18 protein-coding genes are annotated in these 23,380 nt (G+C 75.1%); 10 read left to right on the top strand and 8 right to left on the bottom strand.

Annotated elements, in window-relative coordinates; genetic code table 11:
• Positions 1-192: 192 nt before the first annotated feature.
• A complete protein-coding gene (locus OO48_RS23745; protein ID WP_033219560.1) occupies positions 193-1,194 on the top strand; it encodes an NADP-dependent oxidoreductase in 1,002 nt (333 codons plus the stop codon).
• Positions 1,195-1,201: 7 nt separating this feature from the next.
• On the opposite strand, the gene OO48_RS23740 is transcribed toward OO48_RS23745, so the two are convergent.
• The 3 genes from OO48_RS23740 to OO48_RS23730 all read right to left on the bottom strand — a co-directional run bounded on the left by OO48_RS23740 (position 1,202) and on the right by OO48_RS23730 (position 4,825).
• The gene (locus OO48_RS23740; RefSeq protein WP_051732610.1) at positions 1,202-3,412 is read right to left on the bottom strand and encodes a DEAD/DEAH box helicase; all 2,211 of its coding nucleotides are present in this window, start codon (positions 3,410-3,412) and stop codon (positions 1,202-1,204) included.
• Positions 3,413-3,445: 33 nt separating this feature from the next.
• A complete protein-coding gene (locus OO48_RS23735) occupies positions 3,446-3,979 on the bottom strand; it encodes a hypothetical protein (RefSeq protein WP_167346475.1) in 534 nt (177 codons plus the stop codon).
• A gap of 108 nt (positions 3,980-4,087) precedes the next feature.
• Positions 4,088-4,825 carry an MBL fold metallo-hydrolase gene (locus OO48_RS23730; protein ID WP_033219558.1) on the bottom strand — a complete coding sequence of 246 codons (738 nt, stop codon included), beginning with the start codon at positions 4,823-4,825 and terminating at the stop codon, positions 4,088-4,090.
• A gap of 214 nt (positions 4,826-5,039) precedes the next feature.
• Here OO48_RS23730 and OO48_RS23725 point away from each other — a divergent pair, with 214 nt between their 5' ends.
• On the top strand, positions 5,040-5,642 hold the full coding sequence (locus OO48_RS23725) for an ABATE domain-containing protein (RefSeq protein WP_425338575.1): 603 nt from the start codon (positions 5,040-5,042) through the stop codon (positions 5,640-5,642).
• 69 nt (positions 5,643-5,711) lie between these two features.
• Here the strand turns inward: OO48_RS23725 and OO48_RS23720 are convergent, their stop codons facing one another.
• Positions 5,712-7,148, bottom strand: coding sequence for a glyceraldehyde-3-phosphate dehydrogenase (locus OO48_RS23720; protein ID WP_033219554.1), 1,437 nt, complete (start codon positions 7,146-7,148; stop codon positions 5,712-5,714).
• 211 nt (positions 7,149-7,359) lie between these two features.
• On the opposite strand from OO48_RS23720, the gene OO48_RS36575 reads away from it, so the two are divergent.
• Positions 7,360-8,151: a YqjF family protein gene (locus tag OO48_RS36575; RefSeq protein ID WP_081952323.1), complete on the top strand. Its 792-nt coding sequence runs from the start codon at positions 7,360-7,362 to the stop codon at positions 8,149-8,151.
• 231 nt (positions 8,152-8,382) lie between these two features.
• Here the strand turns inward: OO48_RS36575 and OO48_RS23705 are convergent, their stop codons facing one another.
• A complete protein-coding gene (locus OO48_RS23705; protein WP_033219552.1) occupies positions 8,383-9,375 on the bottom strand; it encodes a glycoside hydrolase 5 family protein in 993 nt (330 codons plus the stop codon).
• Between the two features lie 95 nt (positions 9,376-9,470).
• Here OO48_RS23705 and OO48_RS23700 point away from each other — a divergent pair, with 95 nt between their 5' ends.
• The 7 genes from OO48_RS23700 (at position 9,471) to OO48_RS23670 (ending at position 19,274) form a co-directional block, all read left to right on the top strand.
• Positions 9,471-10,076 (top strand): TetR/AcrR family transcriptional regulator, encoded by a 606-nt coding sequence (locus OO48_RS23700; protein ID WP_033219550.1) that lies wholly within the window; start codon positions 9,471-9,473, stop codon positions 10,074-10,076.
• Between the two features lie 154 nt (positions 10,077-10,230).
• Positions 10,231-11,004, top strand: a complete 774-nt coding sequence (locus OO48_RS23695; protein WP_033219548.1) for a PIG-L deacetylase family protein — start codon at positions 10,231-10,233, stop codon at positions 11,002-11,004.
• 212 nt (positions 11,005-11,216) lie between these two features.
• Positions 11,217-12,242 (top strand): LysR family transcriptional regulator, encoded by a 1,026-nt coding sequence (locus tag OO48_RS23690; RefSeq protein ID WP_033219546.1) that lies wholly within the window; start codon positions 11,217-11,219, stop codon positions 12,240-12,242.
• Between the two features lie 163 nt (positions 12,243-12,405).
• Positions 12,406-15,054: a collagenase gene (locus tag OO48_RS23685; RefSeq protein WP_033219544.1), complete on the top strand. Its 2,649-nt coding sequence runs from the start codon at positions 12,406-12,408 to the stop codon at positions 15,052-15,054.
• Between the two features lie 356 nt (positions 15,055-15,410).
• On the top strand, positions 15,411-16,595 hold the full coding sequence (locus tag OO48_RS23680; protein WP_051732606.1) for a hypothetical protein: 1,185 nt from the start codon (positions 15,411-15,413) through the stop codon (positions 16,593-16,595).
• 487 nt (positions 16,596-17,082) lie between these two features.
• Positions 17,083-17,556 carry an SsgA family sporulation/cell division regulator gene (locus tag OO48_RS23675; protein WP_051732603.1) on the top strand — a complete coding sequence of 158 codons (474 nt, stop codon included), beginning with the start codon at positions 17,083-17,085 and terminating at the stop codon, positions 17,554-17,556.
• Positions 17,557-17,906: 350 nt separating this feature from the next.
• Positions 17,907-19,274: an NsdA family TPR-like regulatory protein gene (locus tag OO48_RS23670; RefSeq protein WP_033219542.1), complete on the top strand. Its 1,368-nt coding sequence runs from the start codon at positions 17,907-17,909 to the stop codon at positions 19,272-19,274.
• A gap of 561 nt (positions 19,275-19,835) precedes the next feature.
• On the opposite strand, the gene OO48_RS23665 is transcribed toward OO48_RS23670, so the two are convergent.
• The 3 genes from OO48_RS23665 to OO48_RS38490 all read right to left on the bottom strand — a co-directional run bounded on the left by OO48_RS23665 (position 19,836) and on the right by OO48_RS38490 (position 23,128).
• Positions 19,836-20,351, bottom strand: coding sequence for an acyl-CoA thioesterase (locus tag OO48_RS23665; protein ID WP_051732601.1), 516 nt, complete (start codon positions 20,349-20,351; stop codon positions 19,836-19,838).
• Positions 20,352-20,354: 3 nt separating this feature from the next.
• Entirely contained in the window at positions 20,355-20,612 is a 258-nt protein-coding gene (locus OO48_RS23660; RefSeq protein ID WP_157845521.1) for a hypothetical protein, read from the bottom strand.
• Between the two features lie 227 nt (positions 20,613-20,839).
• A complete protein-coding gene (locus tag OO48_RS38490; RefSeq protein WP_033219539.1) occupies positions 20,840-23,128 on the bottom strand; it encodes a hypothetical protein in 2,289 nt (762 codons plus the stop codon).
• Positions 23,129-23,380: the final 252 nt, after the last annotated feature.

The raw sequence follows: 23,380 nt of genomic DNA, 5'->3' as shown, positions 1-23,380 counted from the left end.
CGCCCTGCTCCTGGACTCCCCGCTCCACCGGCACGAGTCCGGCCCGGACCGCCCCGACACCGGCGGCCGCCCGTTCCATGAACGCCGCTCATGGATCCGGCGCGGCCATCGACGCCGCACCCTGCCGCGGGTCCTCCCCGCTCCGTAACGTCGTGGCACGTCGAGCCCCTTCCCCTTACGGAGTGTTCCGCCGTGCCCGTGTCCTTCCGCGCCGTCCACCAGGTCTCCCGTCCGAGCGGTCCGGCCACCGCCGAGCTGTTCGCCTTCGTCGACGGGGTGCTGCCCGCGCTCGGCGAGGGGGAGGTGCTGGTGGAGAACGCCTTCCTGTCCGTGGACCCGTACATGGTGGGGCTGCTGGACGGCGGGGAGGGCGGTTATCCGCTGGGGGCGCCGCTGGAGGGACGGGCGGTGGGGCGGGTGGTGGAGTCGCGGTCGGCGGCGCTGCCGGTGGGGACGGCGGTGATCCACCGGGAGGGGTGGCGGACGCACGCGGTGGTGGCGGCCGAACGGGTGCGGGCGCTGCCCGAGCTGCCGGGGGTGCCGCTGAGCGCGCACCTGAGCGTGCTGGGCGGCACCGGCCTGTCCGCGTACGTGGGGCTGACCCGGATCGCGCGGCTCAAGCCCGGGGAGGACGTGTTCGTCTCGGCGGCGGCGGGCGGGGTCGGCACCGCGGCGGGGCAGTTGGCCCGGCTACTGGGGGCCCGGCGGGTGGTGGGCTCGGCGGGCAGTGCCGCCAAGACGGCTTTCCTGACCGGCGAGTTGGGCTTCGACGCGGCCTTCGACTACCACGACGGCCCGGTGGCCGAGCTGCTGGCGGCGGCGGCCCCGGACGGCATCGACGTGTACCTGGACAACGTCGGCGGCGAGCACCTGGAGGCGGCGATCGGCGCGATGCGCGACTTCGGCCGGATCGCCTGGTGCGGCGCGATCTCCCAGTACGGGGTGGCGACCCCGCCGCCCGCCGCCCCGCACAACCTGTTCGAACTGGTGCACCGCAGCATCCGGCTGGAGGGCTTCCTGGTCCGCCACCACCTGGACGCGCAGCAGGAGTTGTACGCCCTGCTGGGCCCGCAGCTGCGCTCCGGGCGGGTGTCGGCTCCGGAGACGGTGCTGGACGGCTTCGACCGCACGGTGGAGGCGTTCCTCGGCGTGCTGGCGGGCGCGAACACCGGCAAGATGCTGGTACGGATCTGACGGTACGTCAGCTCGCGGGGACGGCCAGCCGGAGCTGCTCGTCCTCGACGATCCGGACCGCGAGCGCCCGGTCGGAGATGTCGACGGCTTCGGGGGCGGCCTCGGCGAGATCGCTGCGGCGGGCGTAGCTGTCGAACAACTCGGCCTTGCCGCGCAGCAGTTCGACCAGTCGGCGGTCGAGGCTGTCGGTGGCCAGCAGCCGGTGCACCCGGACGCGGCGGATCTGGCCCATCCGCTGGGCACGGGCCACCGCCTGGTCCTCCAGGGTCGGCTTGAGCTGCGGTTCGCACAGGATCACCACGTTGGCGGCCTGGAGGTTGAGGCCGAGGCCGCCGGCCTGGATCTGGCAGAGCAGCACGGCGTGGCCGTCGGTGGCGGTGAACGCGTCCACCAGTTCCTGCCGCTGCTCGGCCGGGAGCGATCCGGCGACGGCGCCGGTGACGGACGCGCCGAGGGCGCCGCGCACGGCGGCGAGCACCTCCCGGAAGTACGAGAAGACCACCACCTTGTGCCCGGACTCGGCCGCCTCGGCGACGAGTTCGCGCAGTCGGCGGAGTTTCGCGGAGTGCGCGGGCTCGGCGTACGCGGCGCGGCGCATCGCCATGAAGTTGCCCTCGGCGACGGCGGCGGCGTACGCGGCGCGGTCCGGCGCGGAGAGTTCGTTCCACTCGTCGACCCGTACCACGTCCGGGAGTTCGGTGAGCACGTCCTGCTGGTTGCGGCGCAGGTAGGCGGGGGCGACGGCGCGGCGGAAGGCGAGCGGGCCGAGGGCGCCGAGGCCGGCCGGGAGGTCGGCGAGCAGGTCGGGCTGGAGGTGGCCGATCAGGGTGCGGAACTCCTCCACCCGGTTCTCCATCGGGGTGCCGGTCAGGAACAGCACGTGCTCGGTGCGGGCGGCCCACTCGGCGACCAGCCGGGTGCGCCGGGCGGCGGGGTTCTTCACGAAGTGCGCCTCGTCGACGACCAGCGCGGTGACCGGGTCGGCGGCCAGGGTGCGCAGCGACTCGTAGGTGGCGACCAGGACGCCGCCGGCGGCGAGCCAGCGCTCGCGGGCGGCCTCCCGGTCGGGGCCGTGGTAGCGGTGCGGAGCGAGGGTGGTGCGTTCGGCGGTCTCGCGCTGCCAGTTGACCAGCACCGAGGCGGGGCACACCACCAGGAAGCGGTGCGGCCCGCCGTCCGCGGCGAGGTGGGCGAGCACGGCGAGCGCCTGGACGGTCTTGCCGAGGCCCATCTCGTCGCCGATCACCACCTTCCGGCGGGCCAGCGCGAACCGGGCGCCGAACGCCTGGTAGCCGCGGAGCGAGACGGTGCGGCCCCGGTCGTCGAGGCGCTGGGCGCGGACCTCCGCGGCGACGCCGTCGGGCAGGTGGCCCTCGGCGGCGGCCCGGCCGTCGGTGGCGGTCGGACCGGCGAGCCGGCCGTCCTCGGCGAGCACGGACAGCTCGGCGTAGAACTCGGCGGCCCGGTGCTCGAACTCGACCCAGACCTCGACCTCCCCGGCGAGCGGGCGCAGCAGGTCGGCGGACGCCTGGGCGAAGCGCAGCTCCACCCCGTCCGCGTCCGCCCGTTCCCCCTCCTCGGCCAGCGACTCGACGGCCCGCCGGGCGCGTTCGCGCTTCTCGGCGCCGGCCAGCAGGCCGCGCAGCCGCCCCCGGGCGTACCTGGCCTCGGCCATCGGGGTCTCGTACCGGGCGTCGAGTTCGGCGGCCTCGGCGGCGGCCCGGTGGGCGGCGGGCCCGGCCAGCACCAGCCGGTGCAGGGCGGCGACCAGTGCGGTGGCCTCGGCGTCGGGGTGCGCGGGGTCGAGGCGGACGGCGGTGCCCTCCTCGACGGCGGTGGCGATCTGGCCGGCGGCGGCGAGCAGTTGGGCGGCGGTGGGGCCCCCGATGCCGGGGATCCGCAGCAGGTCCTGCCGGGTGGCGCCGTGCACGGCCGCGACGGTGGTGTAGCCGACGGAGCGCAGCGTCCCGATCTGCAGACGGCCCTCGGTGACGTCCTTGAGCCGCTCGACCGGGATCGCCGCCAGCTCGGCCCGCACCAGCCGCTCGAAGATCCGCCGGTGCGCCTCGGCGACCTCCCCGACGGCCGCCGCGTGGTCCGCCACCAGCGCCCGCGCGGCCGCCCGCTGCCGCCCGGCCACCGCCACCGCGCTCCGGGCCCGGCGCCCGCTACCTCCCACCACCCGCGTCTCCTCCCGCCCACTCGTCCGGCCGCCCATCCTGGCACCCGCCACCGTCACCCCGGGGGCGGGTCAGTGCTGGTGGCAGGCTTCGGCGATGAACCGGTCGAGCGGGACGACGGCTGCGGTGGTTCTGCCGTCGGGCCCGGTCCGGTCGTAGCGAACGGTTCCGGGGGCGAGGCGGTCCAGGTCCGCCGCCGTGAAGGAGACTTGGGTGGTGAACCAGCCGTCGTCCGCGCTCCGGGTGTAGAGCCGGTAGGTGGTGCCGGGGTCGAGGGCGCCGACGTAGGCGGTGGCGTCCCGGCCCTCGGCGGGTCCGTCCAGGCGCCAGGTGACGGTGCCGAAGTCGAGGGCGTGGTCGGGCGTCCAGGTGCCGAGCAGGCCGTCCTGTCCGGCGGCGGTCGTGACGACGTCCGCGCCGACCGTCTTCCGTCCGCACAGTGCCGGCACGCCGAGCAGGTGCCCGTCCTCGGTCACCGACAGGCCCGCCGCGCCGTCCTGCCCGGCCGTGCACGCCGAGGTCGCGACGAGCGCGAGCCCCGCCCCGACGGCTCCCGCCCGGCGCCGGAGCGCCGACCGGCCACCCCCCGGTCCCATCGGTCCCACGGCCCCTCCTCGTCGACCGGCGCACGCCGCGCGGACCACACGACAGGGCCGGACGGTGACGGCGCGGACGTCGGGCGGGTACCGGAAGGATCTCGGTGTTTGGCCGGGTCAGCGCAGTTCGAGGAGGTCCGCGAGGCCGGCCGCGGCGAAGGCGGCGAGCAGGGGTTCGCGGCCCTCAGTGAAGTGGGCCCAGCTGTCGTAGTGGACGGGGACGACGCGGCGGGCGCCGAGGATGCGGGCGGCTTCGGCGGCGCGGGCGCTGTCGAGGGTGAGCAGGGCGTTGTCGAGGATGCCGGTGCGGGCGCCGCCGGCGAACAGGACGGCGGTGTCGACGGGGCCGAAGCGTTCGGCGATCCGCTCGACCACCGCGAGCGAGGCGTTGTCGCCGCTGACGTAGACCACCGGCAGGCCGGGGCCGGTCAGGACGAAGCCGACGACCTCGCCGACCAGCGGTTCGCTGCCGTCGGGCCCGTGCTGGGCGGGGACGGCGGTGACGGTGACGGCGCCCAGTTCGACGCTCTCCCAGGGGGCGAGGCCGCGCGCGGTGCCGCCGAGGCGCTCGGCGCCGCCGCGGGTGGTGAGGGTGAGCGGGACGTCGGCGAGCAGTTCGCGGCCGCGGCGGTCGAGGTTGTCGGGGTGTTCGTCGTGCGAGAGCAGGACGGCGTCGATCGGGCCGAGGTCGGCGGGGTCGGCGGTGCCGGGGAGGGTCTTGGTGAGGAACCGGCCGTCGCCGCGCGGGTAGTCGCCGGGGGCGTCGAAGGTCGGGTCGGTGAGCAGGCGCAGGCCGCCGTACTCGATCAGGGCGGTGGGGCCTCCGAAGACCTGGACGGCGGGGACAGCGGTCATGTCACACCTCGCGAATCGGCGCTCCCCTCACGGGGAACTTCAACTTTCTCCGTGAGGAGAATCTAGCGACCTCTCACGGAGAAGCGCAAGTTTTTCCGTGAAGTCCCGTCGGCCGACCGCCAACTCCCTGGCCGAATCGATCAGTCGACATGTCCATCATCGCGTCCGGGCCCGGGCCTCCTCACGGGCAAGGCGAGCGTTTACCATGAGGGGCATGAGCCAGCGCACCGCCACCGCCACCGCACCGCCGCCGCCCGCGCCGGGGGCCGAGCAGTACCCGGCGCTGGACTTCGCCAACTCGCTGCTGACCCTGCCGAGCGGACCGCTGGACCTGCTCGGCGCGCCGGGTCCGGCGTCCGAGTGGCTGGTCGGGCACGGGCTGGCACCGGAGGCGGGGCGGGTGATGGAGCCGTGCACCGTACGGCTGCGGGCGTTCCGGGGGGCGGTGCGGGAGCTGCTGGACGCCCGGGTGGCGGGGCGGCCCGCCCCGCCCGGGGCGCTGGCGGCGGTGAACGAGGCGCTGGCGGCGGCCCCGTCGGTGCCGCTGCTGCGCTGGGACGCCGAGCACGGCCTGCACCGCAGCCTGCCGCACCCGGCCGACCGGATCGCCGACCGGGCGATGGCCCGGCTCGCCGCCGACGCCGCCGACCTGCTGACCGGCCCGGACGCCGAGCGGCTGGCCCGCTGCGGCGGCGCCCCGTGCAGCCGGTTCTACGTCCGCACCCACGCCGCCCGGCACTGGTGCTCGACCCGCTGCGGCGACCGCGTCCGGGCGGCCCGCGCCTACGCCAGGAAGCGCGCGGAGCAGCAGGACTGACGGGGTGTCAGGAAAAGGGGAGGGCCCCGGCCGATCGGCCGGGGCCCTCCCCTTCGGGTCGGCGCGGGGTCAGTGCGCGGCGACCGGGAAGGTCGGGTACTCGACGCCGGAGACGTGCTGGACGACCCGGACGACCTGGCAGGAGTAGCCGAACTCGTTGTCGTACCACAGGTACAGGATCGCGTTGTCGCCCTCGACCTTGGTCGCGCCCGCGTCCACGATCGAGGCGTGCCGGGAGCCGATGAAGTCGCTGGAGACCGCGTCGGGCGAGTCGATGAAGTCGATCTGCCGCTTCAGCGAGGAGGTCAGCGACACCTCCCGCAGGTGCTCCAGGACCTCCTCGCGGGTGGTCTCCCGGGCCAGCTGCAGGTTGAGGATGGCGATCGAGACGTCCGGCACGGGGACGCGGATCGAGCTGCCGGTGATCTTCGCCTGGAGCTCCGGGAGCGCCTTGGCGACGGCCGAGGCGGCACCGGTCTCGGTGATCACCATGTTGAGCGGCGCGGAGCGGCCCCGGCGGTCGGCCTTGTGGTAGTTGTCCAGCAGGTTCTGGTCGTTGGTGAACGAGTGGACGGTCTCCACGTGGCCGCGCAGCACGCCGTACGCCTCGTTCATCGCCTTCAGCGGCGGCACGATCGCGTTGGTGGTGCAGGACGCGCAGGAGATGATCCGCTCGTCCGGCTTGACGGTGTCGTGGTTGACGCCGTGCACGATGTTGGGGACGTCGCCCTTGCCCGGGGCGGTCAGCACGACCTTGGCGATGCCGGGGCGCAGGTGCTTGGAGAGCCCCTCGCGGTCGCGCCAGCGGCCGGTGTTGTCGATCAGGATGGCGTTGTCGATCCCGTACGCGGTGTAGTCCACCTCGGCGGGGTCGTTGGAGTAGATCACCTGGATCGCGTTGCCGTTGGCGACGATGGTGTTGTTCGCCTCGTCCACGGTGATGGTGCCCTGGAACTGGCCGTGGATGGAGTCGCGGCGCAGCAGCGAGGCGCGCTTGACCAGGTCGTCGCCGCCGCCGTCGCGGACCACGATGGCGCGCAGCCGCAGGCCGCCGGCCTTCTCGACCAGCAGCCGGGCCAGCAGGCGGCCGATCCGGCCGAAACCGTACAGCACCACGTCGCGCGGGGCCTGGCGCTCCAGCTTGTTGGCACCGGTCGCACCCGCCACCGCCTCGGCGGTGAACTCCGCCGGGGACAGGCCGCGGTCGTCGGCGCGGTGGGCTTCGGCGAGCAGGCCGAGGTCGATCTGGGACGGGCCGAGGTCGAGCGTGGAGAGGGCCTGGAGGAAGGGGAAGGTCTCGGTGATCGAGAGTTCCTCGCCGGCGATCTGGCGGGCGAAGCGGTGCGTCTTCAGGATGCTGACCACCGACTTGTTCACCAGGGAACGGCTGTGCAGCAGGATGGTGACGTCCCGCTCGCGGTGGAGCCGCCCGATGATCGGGATCATCGTCTCCGCGAGTTCCTCGCGGTTCTTCCAGTCCGTGAACACGTCGTCGTTGACAGTCACAATTCAACTTTCGAGGGTAGGCCGAGCTGAGGGCAGGCCGAACCGGGGATCGGCCGAGCTGAGGGTTTGCCGAGCTGAGGCGCCCCCATGCTAACCAGGACGCTCCCGCCGCCCCGGGGCGGTCCCCCCGCTGACCAGCGGTGGTGCGGCCGGGGAGGGCGCCGGGCGTGATCAACGTCACCAGGGCCGTGCTCGCCGCTCCCCCGTCCCGATGCGGACCCGCTTCGCGCACTCGCTGGTCCTCACCTACGCCCTGCCGCCGCAGGTCCTGCAACCGCTGCTGCCACCGGGGCTCACCCTCGACACCTACACCGACCCGGCCGGCGCCGAGCACGGCTTCGCCGCCGCCCTGGTGGACACCCGCGACCTGCGGCCCGCGTTCCTGCCCGCCGGCTTCGGCACCGACCAGGTCCTCACCGGCTACCGGATCTTCACCCGCTTCCCCACCCCGCAGGGACGGACCATGCGCGGGCTGAAGATCCTGCGCAGCGACACCGACAGCCGGGTGATGGCCCTCGGCGGCAACCTGCTCACCCGCTACCACCACCGGCTCGCCCGGAAAGCACCGCGCATGGTGACTCACCTGCTCACCCTGGAAGGCCAACTCCGCCCGGTGGGCGCAGCCCTGATCGCGATGGGCGCCTTCCACATCGTTCTGCCGCGAATCATCGGCTGGCCCGCCGACCTGACCGCCACCAGCCTCCTGACCCGCCAGGTCTCCTACGTCCACCTCTTCTTCATCGCCCTCACCTGCGCCCTGCTCGGCCTCCTCCCCCTCCTCCTCGCCCCCGACCTCCTCGCCGGCAGCCGCCTCGGCACCGCGCTGCTCGCCGCCCAGACCCTCTTCCGGGGCGCCCGTCGGCTCTTCGAGTTCGCGGTCTTCCCCCCGAGACTCCGGCGCGGCAACCGCCTCCGCACCGCCGCCCACGTAGCGCTGTCGGTGCTGTGGACGTGGGTCACGGCGGTCTTCACCTGCGCGCTGGTGACGGCGCTCCGCGGCTGACGGCCCACCGGCCGGTTCTGCCGGGTGGTGATCCGCGCCGTTTCGCCGAGCGGACCGGGGCGAGGGTGCGGGCCAAGCCCTACCGCCCGGTCCCGGACGGGCCCGGAGCTACCGGAGCCACCGCTGCCGGGCGAACGACTCCGACATCACCGATCGAGTTCAGAAGCCCCGGCCCGAGTTCGACGATCACCCCCTCGCCCGCCGCCACTCCCCGGCCCCCCACCCGCCGGTCTACCCGTCCGACCCCCTGAGCCGCGGCCCGAGTTCGGCGATCAGGCGGCGGTAGGTGTCGAACCCCGGCTTGGGCGTGTGGTCGTCGCGCAGCAGCCCGAAGTGCCGGAACAGTCCCGCGCCGGAGCTGTCCGCGTCGCGCAGCGCGAACAGCGTGTAGCCGTCGATGCCGAGTTCCCCGGCCCGGGCGGCGACGGTGCGGACCACCGTCTCCAGGACGCGCGCCTGGGCCTCCTCGGGGCGGCCCGGGCCGGTCGGCCAGCCGTTCTCGCAGATCCGGATCGGGACGTCGGCCGGGATGCCGGCCTTCGGCAGGTCGGTGTGCCGGAAGGTGTCCAGCAGCCAGCCGGTGACCTCGGCGAGGCGTTCGGCGGGGACGGGGCGGAAGACGTCCGGGAAGCAGTCCAGGCCGACGTAGTCCAGCGCGTCCAGGAAGCGGTCGTCGACGAGCCGGCCGAGGTCGGGCCAGAAGGTCGCGTCCGGGCCGAAGGCGGGGACGGCGTTGAAGCCGACGGTGGCGTCCAGGCCGAGCGCGCGCACCTCGTCCTTGGCGGCGACCACCCCGGCCACCAGCGCGGCCAGCACGTTCGGGATGCTGCCGTCCAGCACCGGCAGGTCGGCGTTGGGCTCCTCGCAGACCTGCACCGAGCCGAGCCGGTCGCCGAGTTCGCGCACCTGGCCCCGTACGTACGCCTCCCAGCCCGCCAGGGAGCCGGTCGGCTCGCGGAACTGGACCACCAGGTCGACCCGCCGCCCCGGCCGCCGCAGGTACGCCTCCCAGCCGTCGGGGGTCTGCGGCGGCGCGGGGACGGTGGCCGCGAAGGAGCGGTAGACCCGCACCCGGAAGCCGGGCTCCGCGCCCTGCAGCAGGTCGAGCGCCTCGGCCACCCGCACCGGGTCGTCGGGCCGCACGGGGTGGACCAGGCCGTGTTCGTCGCCGACCAGCCCGCCCGGGTAGATGCCGAAGGTGAACTCCCGCCGCCGGTAAGCCATTTCGCTCTCCCTCATCCTCGTCCGGCGTCATCCGTCGAAGAAACTTGGTGTGACACCAATTTTTCAGTGACCCTACCATTCCGTACGATGGGCGCATGGGCCTTCGCGAGACCAAGAAGCAGCAGACCCGCACCGCCATCGCGGACACCGCGCTGCCGCTCTTCCTGGAGCACGGCTTCGACCGGGTCACCGTCGCCGAGGTCGCCCGGCACGCGGGCGTCTCCACCAACACGGTGTTCAACTACTTCCCGACCAAGGAAGACCTGTTCTTCGACCGGCAGGAGGAGGTCGAACGCCACCTCGCCGCCCTGGTCGACCCGCTCCCGCCCGGGACCTGCTGCCCCGCCGCCGCCGTCCGCGACGACCTCTGCGCCGCCCTGCGCCGGACCGACCCCGCGATCGGCCTCGCCCCCGGCTCCGCCGCCTTCTTCCGCACCGTCGAGGCCAGCCCCGCGCTGCGCGCCCGCGAACGCGAGATCGGCGAACGCGCCGAAGCCGCCCTGGCCGCCGCGCTGCCGCCCTCCCCCGACGCCCCCCTGCTGGCCGGCGCCCTCACCGGCCTGCACCGCGCCACCCTGCGCGAACTGCGCCGCCGCGTCCTGGCCGGCGACCCGCCCCCCGCCATCGCCGCCGACCTCGCCGCGGCCGCCGCCCGGGCCTTCGCCCCGCTCTGCACCTGCCCGCCCCGCCCGACCGCCTGACCGTCCGGCGCCGGAAGGCCTCGTACTGGATGTACTTGGCCTTTCGCCCGGTGCGGCGAGAGGGCGTGCCAGGCGTTGTGGGGCAGACGGGGGTTTGAAGACGGGCCCTAGCGTGGCGGGCAGGCACGATCGTGCGTGGAGAGGTGGTGGCGGGATGGAACTGCCCGACGTACTGGGCGTGTTCGCCCATCCGGACGACGAGTCGCTCGCGGCGGGCGGTCTGCTCGCCCGGCACGCGGCGGCGGGGGCGCGGACCGCCGTGGTGACCGCGACCTGGGCGGCGGGGACCCACCGGGCGCCCGAACTGGCGCGGGCGCTGGCGGAGTTGGGGGCCGGGGCGCCCCGGCTGCTGGGTTACGCGGACGCGAAGGTCCCGGAGTCGGCGCCCGGCGCGGCCCGACTGCTGGACGTGCCGCTGGAGGAGGCGGTGCGGGGGCTGGTGGCCCAGTTGCGCGGGTTCCGGCCGGAGTGGGTGGTGACGCACGACGCGTACGGCGGGATGACCGGGCATCCGGACCACCGGCAGACCCACCGGTTGACGGTGCTCGCGGTGCAGGCCGCCGCGCTGCCGGGCCTGTACCCGGAGTTGGGCGGGCCCGTGCGGGTGCGGCGGCTACTGCTGGCCACGCATCCGGACGGGGCGGGTCGCGAGTTGGCCCCGCTGCTGCTGCGCCCCGGGCGGACGGCGTACACCGTGCCGGACGGGGAGACGGAGGCGCTGGACGTGTCGCCGTGGCTGGAGCGCAAGTTGGCGGCGGTGTTCGCGCACCGCTCGGAGGTGGAGCGCGGCGCGCTGCCGGGCCGGTTGGCGGCCGCGTCCCCGGCGGACCGGGCCCGGATGGCGGGGACGGAGTGGTACCAGCGCCATCCGCTGCCCGCCGGCTCCCCTCCCCCTCCCCCGGTGGAGGTCCGCACGCCGTCCGGCTGACGCGACCCGACCGACGGCCCGACCGACGACCCGATCGACGACCCGGGGTGGCGGCGGGGCCGCCGTCCAGGGGTCTTCGGCATCCGGGGGCTTGACGCGGCACTGCCGGGAGGCGAAGGTGAGCAAAACCATCTGACATGTTGCGTGTGACATTGCATGAATCGTCCGATGCCACCGCCGAGGCGGGGCCGCCCGCGCGAGGAGGGCCGGTCGTGGATCTGGAGTTGCGACACCTGCGGGTGCTCTGCGCGATCGCCGACAGCGGCAGCGTGGGGCGGGCGGCGGCCGCGATCGGCGCGTCCCAGCCCGCGACCAGCACCCAACTGCGGCGGATCGAGCACCACTTGGGCGCGGCGGTGTTCGACCGGACGGCGGCCGGCGTGGTGCCCACCACGTTCGGGGCCGAGGTGCTGGCCGCCGCCCGCGAGGTGCTCTCCCGGGTCGACCGACTGGGCCGGGCCGCCGTCCCGGACGGCGAACGTCCGCACCGCGAACTGCGGTTGGCCACCGACTGCCCCGCCCTGCTGCCCGGCACCCTGGCCAGGACCAGGCAGCTCCGGCCCGAGCTGCGCTTCGCCCTGGCCCCCACTCGGCACCCCGAGCCGCCCCCCGCGCGGAACCCCGAGCCACCCTCCGTCCGGGCCGCCGAACCGCCCGCGACCCCGGCCCCGGCCTCGACCCCGGCCCCCGAGCCCCCCTTCGACCTGGCGCTGCTGCTCGACCACCCCGGCCCGGGCCCGCGCGCCACGCCCGCGCTGGCGGCGCGCGCCGTCGCCACCGAGCCGGTGTTCGTCGCACTGCCCGCCGGGCACCCGCTGCGCCACCACACTGAACCCGCGCCGGCCGACCTGGCCGGCGAGACCTGGCTACTGCCCGCCGCCGACGGCGCGCCCTGGCCCGCGCTGTTCCGGGCCGCCTGCGAGGCGGCCGCGTTCGCCCCGGCCGGGGTGCGCGAACTGCCCTGCGGGCGGCGGGAGGTGCTCGACCTGGTGGCCGCCGGACTGGGCGCGGCGCTGGTCCCGGGCAGCACCGCGCCGGTGCCCGGCGTCGCGGTCAAGCCGCTGCTGGGGACGCCGCTGTGGCTGCGGTACGTGCTGCTGTGGCGGCGTGCCACGATCGGCCCGGGCCTGGCCGACACGTTGTGCGGGGCGGCGGCCGCCGCGTACCGGGAACTCGCCGCCGAGGCCCCCCACCTGCACGGTTGGGCCGGCCGGACGTTCCGCCCGCCACGCACCTGAAGCCCGGGGCGGGCCAAGGTCTTCCCCTCCGTGTTATGCCGCGTCCATGCAATGTCATATGACCTGTGACATTGTTCTGACCCTGCGCCCGGTGCCAGGATGCTCACCGCGCCACCCTCCCCCGTCTGTCGTGCCCGGTGAACTCCCTCCCCCAGGAGAAGCAGTGCGTCTGCGCATACCCCTCCCCGCCCTGGCGGCCGGCCTGTTGGCCGGCTGCACCGTCGCGGCCACCCTGCTGCCGGTCTCCCCGGCCGTGGCCGCCACCGGCGGACAGCCCGCGAAGGCCGCCGGTGCGGCGGCCTTCGCCCCGGCCTCCGCCCCGGTCCCCGCCGAGGGCGCCGACGCCCCCGGCGGGGCCGTCCCCAAGCCGCTCGGTCCGATCGTCGACGCCGCGCCCGAGAGCCTGACCCCGGTGTCCGCACCGCTGCCGCCCGCCCTGCTCGGCCAGGTCCAGATGGGGCAGCCGAAGGGCACCGCCGTCCAGACCGCCCCGCGCCCGGCCGCCCGGAACGCCGCCCCCGGCCCCGGGACCGGCCCGGCCGGTGCGCAGGCCGCAACCGCAACCGCCGCAGCCGCCGCCGCGCAGAGCTGCACCTACGCCGACTTCGGCAGCCGCACCGGCACCGACCTGGTGAACTTCGTCAAGTCCTCGACGAACACCTGCGTCAACACGCTGTACAACGTGACCGGCGCCGACGCGGGCCCGATCTTCAAGCAGTCCAACATGCTCACCGTCGCGGGCGCCTTCAAGGACCTGGCGGCGGGCTACGACGGCACCAACGGCTCCGGCGTCCTGCAACTGGTGCAGTTCCTGCGGGCCGGCTACTACGTGCAGTCCTACTACCCGTCCCAGGTCGGCGGTTACGGCGCCGCGCTGACCAGCGCGACCCGGGCCGGTCTGGACGCCTTCTTCGCGGGCACCCGGTGGAAGGACGTCACCGACGCCAACGGCGCCGTGCTGTACGACGCGCTGATCCTGACCGACAGCGCCAATGTCCAGGCCGGGTACCTGAACGTCTACGAGCAGGTGCTGGACGGCTACGACAACGGGTACGACGCGACGCCGAAGATGGTCAACGCGGTCAACGCGGTGCTGTTCGCCCCGCTGTGGCGCGGCAACTGGAACACCGACTTCGTGAACGCGATCGGCGCGGACACCGGCCTGGTCGCCTCGCTCGGCGACTTCACGCTCGGCCACCGCGACCTGCTGGGCACTCCGAACGCCTTCCTGGACGTCAACGCGGGCAACGACCTCGCCCGGATGGCCGGCACCTCCACCGCCGTGGAGAACGCCGCCAAGCCGCTGGTCAAACAGGTCCTCGACACCACCCGGATCCTCGGCGCGACCGGCCCGCTGTACGTGCACGTGGCGTTCAACGCCAACGCCTACGACCACGGCCAGTGCGCGTACTACGGCACCTGCGACCTGCCGACCAGGCTCGCCGACGCCGTCCTGCCCAACGTCCTGGTCTGCGACCACAGGACGCTGCGCGCCCAGGCCCTGACGGTGGCCCAACTACGGCCGGTGTGCGACAGCCTGCGCGGCGAGGACGCCTTCTTCCACGGCCTGGTCAAGGACGACGGCCCGGTGCCGAACCAGTACGGCAGGACGGTCGTCATGCCGGTGTTCGCCAGTGCCGCCGACTACCAGACCTACTCGTGGGCGATCTACGGCAACTCGACCGACAACGGCGGCCAGACCGTCATGGACGTCACCGACCCGAACAACCAGCCGGTGTGCGTGATGTACCAGAAGTCGTGGAACGACGACTTCCCGGGCAACGTGTGGAACCTCAACCACGAGTACACCCACTACCTCGACAACGTCTACGACATGAAGGGCGACTTCGCCGCCGAGACGTCCGTCCCGGACATCTGGTGGATCGAGGGGGTCGCCGAGTACCAGTCGTACGCCTACCGGGGCGTCACCGACACCCAGGCGATGGCCGAGGCCGGCAAACACACCTACAAGCTGTCGACGATCTTCCAGAACACGTACGGCAATTCGGACTCCACCCGGGTCTACCCGTGGGGCTACCTGGCCGTCCGCTACATGGTCGAGAAGCACCCGGCGGACGTGTACGCCGTGCTCGGCCGCTTCCGCGCCGGCGACTACCGGGGCGGGTACGCGGTCTACGACGGCCTCGGCACCTCCTACGACGCCGACTTCGACGCCTGGCTGACCCGGTGCGCGGACGGCGCCTGCTTCGCCACCGGCCCGACCGCGCTGTTCGACCGGTCCGTGAACGGCGCCACCGTCACCCTCACCGACCGCTCCGTGGTCACCGGCTCACCGGCGCGGATCACCGCCTGGCACTGGACCTTCGGCGACGGGTCCTCCTCCGACGAGCGCAACCCCTCGCACACCTACGCCAAGGCCGGCACCTACACCGTCGCCCTGACCGTCACCGACGCCGACGGCCGCACCACCGCCACCCCCGCCTCGGTCACCACCACCGTCGACGGCGACGCCCCCGCCCTGCCGACCTGCACCGACCAGCGCCCCGACGCGATGGGCCGGAACTGCCGGCGCACCGGCCGCACCCGCACCGCCGGCAGCACCGACTACCTGTACGTCTACCTGCCCGCCGGCACCACCACCCTGAAGGTCACCGCGGACGGCGGAACCGGCACCGCGTACCTGTACTACAACGACACCACCTGGGCCTCCCCCGGCGCCTTCACCGCCTCCTCCACCGACCCGGGCACCGCCCAGACCATCACCGTCACCAACCCCACCGCCGGCTACCGCTACCTGAGCCTGTACGCCGCCACCGACTTCGCCGACGTCACCATCAGCACCCGGTTCTGACCCGCCCCCACCACCCGAGGGCAGCCAAGGCCACCGGCCTTGGCTGCCCTCGGCGCTCCCCGCCCCTCAGCCCGGCCGCCACGCGGCGGCCTCCCGCAGCTCCCCGCAGTTCCCTGCAGTTCCCCGCACTCCCCCGGGCCGCCCCGCGACCCGGCCGGCCGGAAGCCCGGTTGCCCGCCACCGCCGTGTCGGAGGCGGACGGCGAGCTCGACCGGCTCGCGGCGGAGGACGGCCGGGGCTACGGCCGCCCGCCGTCGGCCGTACCCACACCACCCGGTTACCGCAACGGTTTCAACCGTGTCACAGAAAGGGGGGTGGCGTGCCGGGGCGGAGCCGGGTGGTAGATCATTCTCCGCATGATCCCCGTCCTGTTGTTCGGTTTCGCCGCGCTGATCGTGCTGTTCGCACGGCGTCGGGGCGGCGGTTGGTCGGGGCCGGGGAAGGTGGAGACCTCGGGGTTCGATCCGTCGGCGCACGGGCTGGCGTCCTCGGTGGAGCTGGACCCGGGCCGGGCCGGGCCGCCGATGCGGCTGCTGCGGCGCAAGGAGCTGGAGGCGCTGGCGGACTCCTGCCTGGCGGGCGGCTGGCGGGCGGCCGAGGCGTACGTGGCGGCGGCCGGCGAGGACTGGGACGAGCGCTGGTCCCGGCTGGACTTCCTGACCCGGGTGGCGGCCGCGCGCGACGAGTGGCTGACCGCGTGGGAGGAGGCGGGGACGGCGCCGTGCGCCGCCGCGACGGTCCGGGCCAGGCTGCTGGTGCAGCGGGCCTGGGAGGCGCGCGGCGGCGGTTTCGCGGCGCGGGTCGAGCCGGACCGGCTGGCCGCGTTCCGGGCGCAGCTGCCCGTGGCGTACCGGCTGGCCCGGGCGGCGGCCGAGGCGGACGGGCGCGATCCCGGGCCCTGGGTGGTGATGGTCACCGCCGCGCGCGGGATGCGGCTGTCGCACCGGGAGTTCCGGGAGCTGTGGGCCGAGGTGGTGGCCCGGGCGCCGCACCACGTCGGCGGGCACTGGCAGGCGATGCAGTACTGGTGCGCCAAGTGGCACGGCAGCGACGCGCTGATGCTGCGCTTCGCGGTGCGCGCGGTGGAGGGGGCCCCGGCCGGTTCGCCGCTGCCCGGGTTGTACCTGCAGGCGCTCACCGAGCTGGAGTCGCGGCACGGCCCGGGCGGGCTGCCCGCCGGCCGCCGGTACCGGGAGCTGCTGCCCCGGGTGGCGGCGGCGCTGGACGCGGTGCCGGCGTCGAACGACCAGGTGCCGGCGCTGCGGCACCTGCTGGCGCACTTCGCGCTGCTGTCGCGGCAGCCCGCGCTGGCGCTGGAGCAGTTCCGGCTGCTCGGCCCGTGGTGCGGCGCCCACCCGTGGACGTCCGCGCCGAACCCGGTGCGGGTCTTCGACCGCGCCCGGGCGCAGGCCGCGACGCTGGCCGCCGGGGCCCGGCGCGGCGCCGAGGACGCCGAGGGCGGGAGGGGCAGCAGGGGCGCCAGGGGTGCCCGGAGTCGGAAGCGCGGGAAGGTGAGCTGCCGGGCGGCCTCGGGGGCCTGACATTCCGTCGCTTGTCCGGACGAGTCGGGCGGATCGGCGGCGGGATCGCCCGCTGTCCGGCACGGCGGACGGACGAGTGCCGTGACCGCCCCCGGGTTCGGTCGTTATCCCCGGACGTGAGTGCTGACCCCTGGGCCCCGACGGGCGTCCGCGACGAAACGATTCAGCAAGCCCCCATCTACGCCCGGTTGGTGACCATCTGGCACCAGTCCGGCCGTACCGTGCCCGGCCGCCGGGACCACGAGTGGTCCCGGCTGGTCACACCGCCCCGGTTCTCCGCCCACCCGGCACCCGCGCGGGAGCGGTTCGCCCCGCACCCCCCGCCCGATCCCGGGCCCGACGGGCCCAACGGACTCGGCGGACCCGACGGACCCAGCGGGCCGGAGCCCGGCCCCGCCACCGTCGGGGCCGCGCCCCCTCCCCCGCCCGCAACCCCGTTCGCTGCCCCGTCCGTCGCCCCGTCCGTCGTCCGCCCGAGGGAAGCCCAGTGAGCCACCAGAACATCCCGCACGCCTGGCTGCGGCGCAACGGCGAGCCGGACTGCGTGCTGATGCTGGACGTGACCGTCTCGCCGTGCCCGGGGCTGCGGGTCTCGGTGCCGGCCCGGCTGCGCTACCACCGGGCCGATCCGTACGCCGTGCACCTGGACTGTCACGTGGACCTGGAGGAGCCGATCACCTGGCTGTTCGCCCGGGAGTTGCTGGCGGACGGGCTGGAGGGGTGGGCCGGGATCGGGGACGTGACGATCCGCCGGTCGAGCGCGGACGGGGACCTGCTGGCCATCGCGCTGAGCACGCCCGGCCAGACCGCGGTGCTGCACACCCCGGCCGAACCGGTGCGCGGCTTCCTGGAGCTGACCCACCGGCTGGTGCCGGTGGGCACCGAGCACCGGCACCTGGACACCGGGAAGATGATGCGGCGAATGCTGGAGGAGGCCGGGGGCGCGGAGAAGTTCGAATAGGCGGGCTACCAGCAGGGGCCCGGCATCCAGAGGCAGCAGGATCCAAGGATCCGTAGATTAAGGGATTAGCTGATCTGGAGGTACCGGGCCCAGGGGCCTGGAGCGCGAGAAGAGCAGGAATACCATATTCCTGCCGTGTCATCGCATTTATCCGTCGCCGTCACTCCCGCCCGCCGCCGGGGATTCACTCCTTCGCCACCGAACAGAACCCGGGGCGCAGTATCGGTTTCCGCCCCCGCGCGTTGAACAGTCGGCGCTCGGCGGAAATCGGTATTGGTCGTCGGCGCCGCCGGTTATTCTGTGGACAATCCCTTGAGTGGTCCGCACGAGGAGTCGTCGAGGAGTTGTCGATGCCGCACACCCGTGTTCCGAACACCGCGCTGCGCGGCTGCATGGCGGAGGCCGGGTGGAACGGCCCGGCGCTGGCGGCCGCGCTGCAGAAGGTGGCCCGGGAGAGCGGTTTCAGCGTGGGCTACGACCGGACGACGGTGGCGCACTGGCTGTCCGGCACCCAGCCCCGGCCGCCCGGTCCGCAGTTGCTGGAGGAGGCGTTCGCCCGGCGGCTGGGCCGCCCGGTCTCGCGCGGCGAGCTCGGCCTCCAGCCGGCCGATCCCGCGCTCGCGGAAGAAGCGGAGCAGGAGCCGACGGACGCCCTGACGGGGCTGCGCCGACTGCATTCCTGGCCGAATTCCAGTGAGCCGCAGGACGAAGCCTTTCAGCCTCCGCTGTTCCGGATCCGGACGCTTCCCTCCCCCCGCCCGCCGGTGAAACCCGGGGCTCCGGCGAAAACCGGGCAGGCGGTGAAACCCGGGTCGGCGGCGGAATCCGCGCCCCGACCGCCGCTGGTCCCGTCCGTCCGGCGTTCCGGTCCCGAACGGGTGGGGGCGCGGCAGGTGGAAGCGGTGCGGGAGATGACGGCGTTCGGTGCCCGGCACTACGACGGGTACGGCGGGGCGATCGCCCGCAGCCTGCTGCTCGGCTACCTGCGCGACCACGTGCTGCCCTGGGCGAAGTCCCCGGCCGGCGGCCCCCGGCACCGCGAACTGCTGGTCGCCGCCGCCCAGTTGGTCCGCCTGGTCGGGCGGACGTACACCGACGACAACCGGCACGGGGAGGCCCAGCGGCACTACCGGCTGGCGTACCAGCTCGCGGCGGAGGCGCAGGACGGCCCGGCCCAGGCGATGGCGCTGCGCGACCAGAGCACCCAGGCCGGGGCGCTGGGGCACCAGGCGTACGCGGCCCGGCTGGCGGACGCGGCGGCCGAGCACCTGCCGCCGGACGCGGCGCCGGGCGTGCGGGCGTTCGTGCTGGCCCAGCAGGCGGTGGCGGCGGCCCGGCTGCGGCAGTCCGCGCAGGCGCTGAAGCACCTGGAGGGGGCGCAGCACTGGGCGGGGCGGGCGGCGTCGGAGGGCGGCCCGCACCGGTACCCGGAGCCGGCCCTGCTGTACCAGGCGGCGCAGGTGCACCGTTCGCTGCGGGCCACCGAGTCCTCGCTGTCGTACCTGCGGGCCTCGCTGCGGGCCAGGCCGCCGGGCGAGCACCGGACGATCGGGCTGTCGCTGCTGCAGTTGGCGCACCTCGAGCTGGACGCGGGCAACATCCACCAGGCCCGGCGGGCGTACGCGAGCTTCCGGGAGCGGCAGGACGCGCTGCGTTCCCCGGCGACGACGCTGCAACTGTCACGGCTGGAGGGCAGGTTCGCCCGGCTGGGCGGGTAGCGCGGAGCAGTGCCGGGTCGGCGGCTTCCGGGGGCGCTGGCGGCCGTCGGCGGCCGTCAGCGGCCGTCGGCGGGCAGGCGGGGGTCCGGCCCGGCGGCGGGGTGAGCCGTGCGGGCCGGGTGCTTGGCGGGCGGGAGCGGTGGTGATCGATTGGCGTCATGAACGATCCCTCGTACTACCCGCTGGTCCGACCCGTCCCCCCGCAGCCACCGGCCCCGGCGGCGGTGCCGGAAGGCTTGCGGCGCACGGGCGCCGACGCCCCGCCGAACGACGGCGTCCCGTCCCCGGTGCCGGTCCCGGACGGGCCGGGCCCCGGGTGGTTCAGCTGACGGGCGCGGGATCGCGTTCGACGCCGCCGGCCGGGTCGGCCGGGCGGGCGGGAACGGGGGCCGGCCCCGGGCCCGGGTGGGGTCACCCGGGCCGGGGCCGGTACTGGTCCTCCCTCGGCGCGGGGAGGGTGCTCCCGTGGAACGCCCGGGACACGCGCTCGGGACACGTGCTCGGGACACGCGCTCGGCGTGCTCGGGACACGCGCTCGGCGCACCCGTCCGGCGGGCCCGTTCAGCAGGCGCGCTCGCGCTCGCGTTCGCGCTCGCCGGGGGCGGGGACGGGGACCCTGATCCGGCCGGTGGAGCGCACGGGGACGCGGCCGACGGGGGCCACGGAGGCGACGGGGCCGGTGGGACGGACCCGGTAGCGGTTGAGGTGGCGGCGTTCGGCCTCGCGCAGCGGGCGGCTGCGCCGGGTCGCGGCGTCGGTCGGCACGGTGACCGTCCGGGCCTGGAACACCAACTGTCCGTGCCGCCGGGCCTCGCAGGTGGTGCTGATCGAGGACCGGCCGAGGCGTTCCACCCAGATCTGCACGGGCAGCGGGGTGGGGCAGTGGTAGAGCGGGGAGCGGTAGTCGATCTCGTGACGGGCGATCATGAAACCGTCCTCGAACAGGTCCTGGCCCTCGGTGTCGTCGTACAGCAGGCAGTAGACGGCCTCCTGGACGTACTGGAGCACCTTGAGGTTGTTGACGTGCCCGAAGGCGTCCATGTCGCCCCAGCGGGTGCGGCACATGTAGGTGTACAACTGTCAGCCGTCCGTTCGGTGTTCGGCGCGGAAGCCGAGGCTGCGGCGCAGGTACCCGTAGGCGTACGGGGTGCGGTGCAGCGCGGTGTCGTGGCCCTGCTCGTAGACCTCGGCGGCGGTGTCGAGGACGGCCCGGCCGAGGGCCCGCTCGGTGCGGCGGCAGAGCTTCTCGAGTTCGGCCAGCCGCTGGGCGGCGGGCAGCCCGGCGAGGACTGCGCACGCCCTCTCCACGTGGTCGACCCCGTCACGGTGTTCAGACATCGATTCCTCGTTTCCGGTCGGACTTGGTTCGCGATTCACGGTTCGCGGGAGGATTCATCCGTTGAGGGGGAAGGAACGGCGGCTTCTTTGACGCCCAATGTCCTTCCGCTGGTCAAACTCGATCAGGAACCAACCGGAAATGGCGGTCCACCCGGTCTTTCGTTGAAGTTCTCGGCGATGCCGTCAACTTTCAACACACCGGGCGGGATCTACGGCGGGGCGGGCGCTCAGCCGACCAGGGTGAGCGCCAGCACCGAGCCGGGCAGGGCGGCGACGACCAGGCCGTCGGGGGTGACGGAGAGGGTGCGGACGGCCGCGCCGAGGCGGATGTCGGCGCCCCGGTGGCGCTCGCCCCAGCGGCGCAGCCGCAGCAGGCCGTCGGACCAGGCGGCGGCGAGCAGCAGCCCGGCGGGGGTGCTGCCGAGGGCGACGGCGGTGACCGGGTGCGGGCGCTGGTCGACGGGGGCGGGCAGCGGGGGGCGGCCGGGCATCCAGGTCCAGACCCGGCCGTCCTCGCCGCCGCTGGCGACCAGCGCGCCACCGTCGGCGGGGGCCACGTCGAGGGCGGTGACCGGGCCCTCGTGCAGCGGGAGTTCGGGCCGGTGGGTGGTGCCGGTGGAGACCTCGCTGTAGGTGGTCAGGCCGTCGGGACGGCCGAACACCATGACGTCCTCGTGGGCGGCGACGGCGGTGCAGGCGTCCGGGGCGGCCGACGCGCCGCCCGGGACGCCCTCGACGCCGCGCACGGTGAGCGAGCGCAGCGCGCCGGAGGCGTTGAGCAGCAGGGCACCGCCGAACGGGGTGCCGGTCAGGGCCCGCGGGTGGGGTTCGGTGAGCGGTTCGGGGGCTCCGAGGAGCCGGCCGGTGGCGGGGTCGGCGAGGTGCAGTCCGCTGCCGTCGACGAGCAGCAGGTGGCCGGCGAACGGGCCGAGGCCGAGGGTGGCCGCGCACGGGCCACCGGCGGGGACGTGCTGCCAGACGGCGTGCCAGCGGGTGTCGGTCTGCCGGGCGAGGGCGGCGCAGTGCGCGGCGGCGTCGGCGTGGCGGCCGGTGAGGTGGGCGTGCAGGACGGCGGCCCGGTCGACGGGGCGGGCGGTGGCGGCCCGGTCGGGGGCGGCGCGGCGCCAGGCTTCGGCGAGCGGGGTGGGCGGCGCGCCCGCGTCCTCGGCGAGCTGGAACGCGGCGGTGACGGTGGCGGGTTCGGCGTGCAGCAGCAGGTCGATCTCGCCGAGCAGCGGGGTGGCGGGGTCGCCGGCGGAGGCGTGCCGCACCAGCAGGGCGAGCCGTTCGGGGTCGCTGGCGGCGAGGTCGGGACCGCCGTCGGGGCGGGCGGGTATGCCGCCGGCCACCTCCCACATCATGGCGGCGTGGTCGACGGGCGGGCGGCCGGCGGCGACCAGGTCGGCGAGTTGCCGGGGGCGCAGCCGCCAGCGGTCGGCCATCGGGGGCGGCGGCAGCAGGTCGGCGGCCGCGGCGACGGAGCGGGCGTCGGCGCCGGGGAGGGTGGCCCAGAGCGCGGTGCTGATCGGACCCTCGGCGCCGGCCAGGGCGGTGAGCGCGGCGCGTTCGGCGGCGGGGACGGCCGTCCACCAGGTTTCGGCGAGCGCGGCGGCGCGGGCGGCGGGCGGCAGCGCCGGGTCGGGGGCGGCGCCGGGGGTGCGGGCGGCGAGCTGGGCGAGGCCGGGGCTGGGGTGGGTGGTGGCCGGGTCGACGGGGTGGCCGGGGAGCCCCGCGCACCAGTCGGCGTACTTGGCGGGGTCGGTCCACTGCGGCTGGTCGAGGTCGAGGACGGCGCCGGTGGGGGCGGCGGCGCCGAGCGCGTCGGCGGCGGGGCCGTGGGCGGCTTCGACGACCAGCAGCAGCCAGGGCACGGACAGCAGCGGGACGAGGAGTTCACGGGCGACGCGTTCGGGCAGGTCGGGCAGCCGGGGGCCGCCGGCCCGGTCGAGGTCGGTGACCACGATGGTGCGGGGGGTGCCGTCCTGGAGCGCTTCGAGCAGGTCGGCGGGTTCGCCCGCGGTGAGGCCGAGCAGGTCGGCGAGCCGGGCGGTGGCCGAGCGGACCGTCAGCCCCTCGGCGTCCAGCAGGGCGTGGACGCGGCGGCCGGGGCGCGGGTGGTCGGGCGGGCAGGCGGCGGCGAGCCAGGTCAGCAGGTGGGTGCGGCCGCTGCCGGAGGAGCCGGTGATGCGGCACAGCCGGGGGGCGCGGCCGTCCTCCAGCCAGGAGAGCAGGGCGCGTCCGGCGGGGCGGCGGCCGGCGCCGAGCGGGGGCAGCGCGGGGGCGGGCGCACCGGCGGGCGCGGGCGGGGACAGCGGGCGGCCGTGGCGCGGGTTGGGGCGGTAGCCGTCGGGACCGGCCCCGGGCGGGGTGCTGCCGCGCACGGCGTGCACGGGGATCCGTCCGGCGGGGTCGAGGCCGTCGTCCAGCAGGTACTGCCAGGCCGTCGGCGGCCGGTCCCCCGCCTGGTCCTCCGGCCGGTCCTGGAGTCGTGCGCCGGCGCGGTTGTCGCTGTCCACTTGTGCCTGTCCTTCGCGTGTCCGTCCCCGTCGGCCGCCCCCGCGGCGGGCTCCCGGACGGGTCCGGGGCGGCCCCCGGCTCGTCGTGGCACCGTCACTTCCGGCCGCGCTCAGCCTACTTGAGGTGCACGGACGGTTGTTCGGGCACGGGTGGCCCGGCCCGGACGGCGGCATGATCCGGATCACACCGGGTGCGGTCCGGTCCCGTTCGGGCGGATCGTCCGGTTCCCTGGTGCGGACACGACCGGCTGA

The organism is Kitasatospora phosalacinea, assembly GCF_000716545.1.
In the GTDB taxonomy this organism is placed as follows: Bacteria; Actinomycetota; Actinomycetes; order Streptomycetales; family Streptomycetaceae; genus Kitasatospora; species Kitasatospora phosalacinea.
Note: the sequence above shows the minus strand (reverse complement) of the source record. Positions and strands in the feature narration are given on the sequence as shown.

What these genes read in the sequence shown, in the direction of transcription:
- OO48_RS23700 (WP_033219550.1), top strand. Translation starts at nt 9,471, where the DNA reads ATGGGCCTTCGCGAGACCAAGAAGCAGCAGACCCGCACCGCCATCGCG.
- OO48_RS23730 (WP_033219558.1), bottom strand. Translation starts at nt 4,825, where the DNA reads ATGACCGCTGTCCCCGCCGTCCAGGTCTTCGGAGGCCCCACCGCCCTG.
- OO48_RS23680 (WP_051732606.1), top strand. Translation starts at nt 15,411, where the DNA reads ATGATCCCCGTCCTGTTGTTCGGTTTCGCCGCGCTGATCGTGCTGTTC.
- OO48_RS23670 (WP_033219542.1), top strand. Translation starts at nt 17,907, where the DNA reads ATGCCGCACACCCGTGTTCCGAACACCGCGCTGCGCGGCTGCATGGCG.
- OO48_RS23695 (WP_033219548.1), top strand. Translation starts at nt 10,231, where the DNA reads ATGGAACTGCCCGACGTACTGGGCGTGTTCGCCCATCCGGACGACGAG.
- OO48_RS23725 (WP_425338575.1), top strand. Translation starts at nt 5,040, where the DNA reads ATGAGCCAGCGCACCGCCACCGCCACCGCACCGCCGCCGCCCGCGCCG.
- OO48_RS36575 (WP_081952323.1), top strand. Translation starts at nt 7,360, where the DNA reads ATGCGGACCCGCTTCGCGCACTCGCTGGTCCTCACCTACGCCCTGCCG.
- OO48_RS23705 (WP_033219552.1), bottom strand. Translation starts at nt 9,375, where the DNA reads ATGGCTTACCGGCGGCGGGAGTTCACCTTCGGCATCTACCCGGGCGGG.
- OO48_RS23660 (WP_157845521.1), bottom strand. Translation starts at nt 20,612, where the DNA reads ATGTCTGAACACCGTGACGGGGTCGACCACGTGGAGAGGGCGTGCGCA.
- OO48_RS23740 (WP_051732610.1), bottom strand. Translation starts at nt 3,412, where the DNA reads ATGGGCGGCCGGACGAGTGGGCGGGAGGAGACGCGGGTGGTGGGAGGT.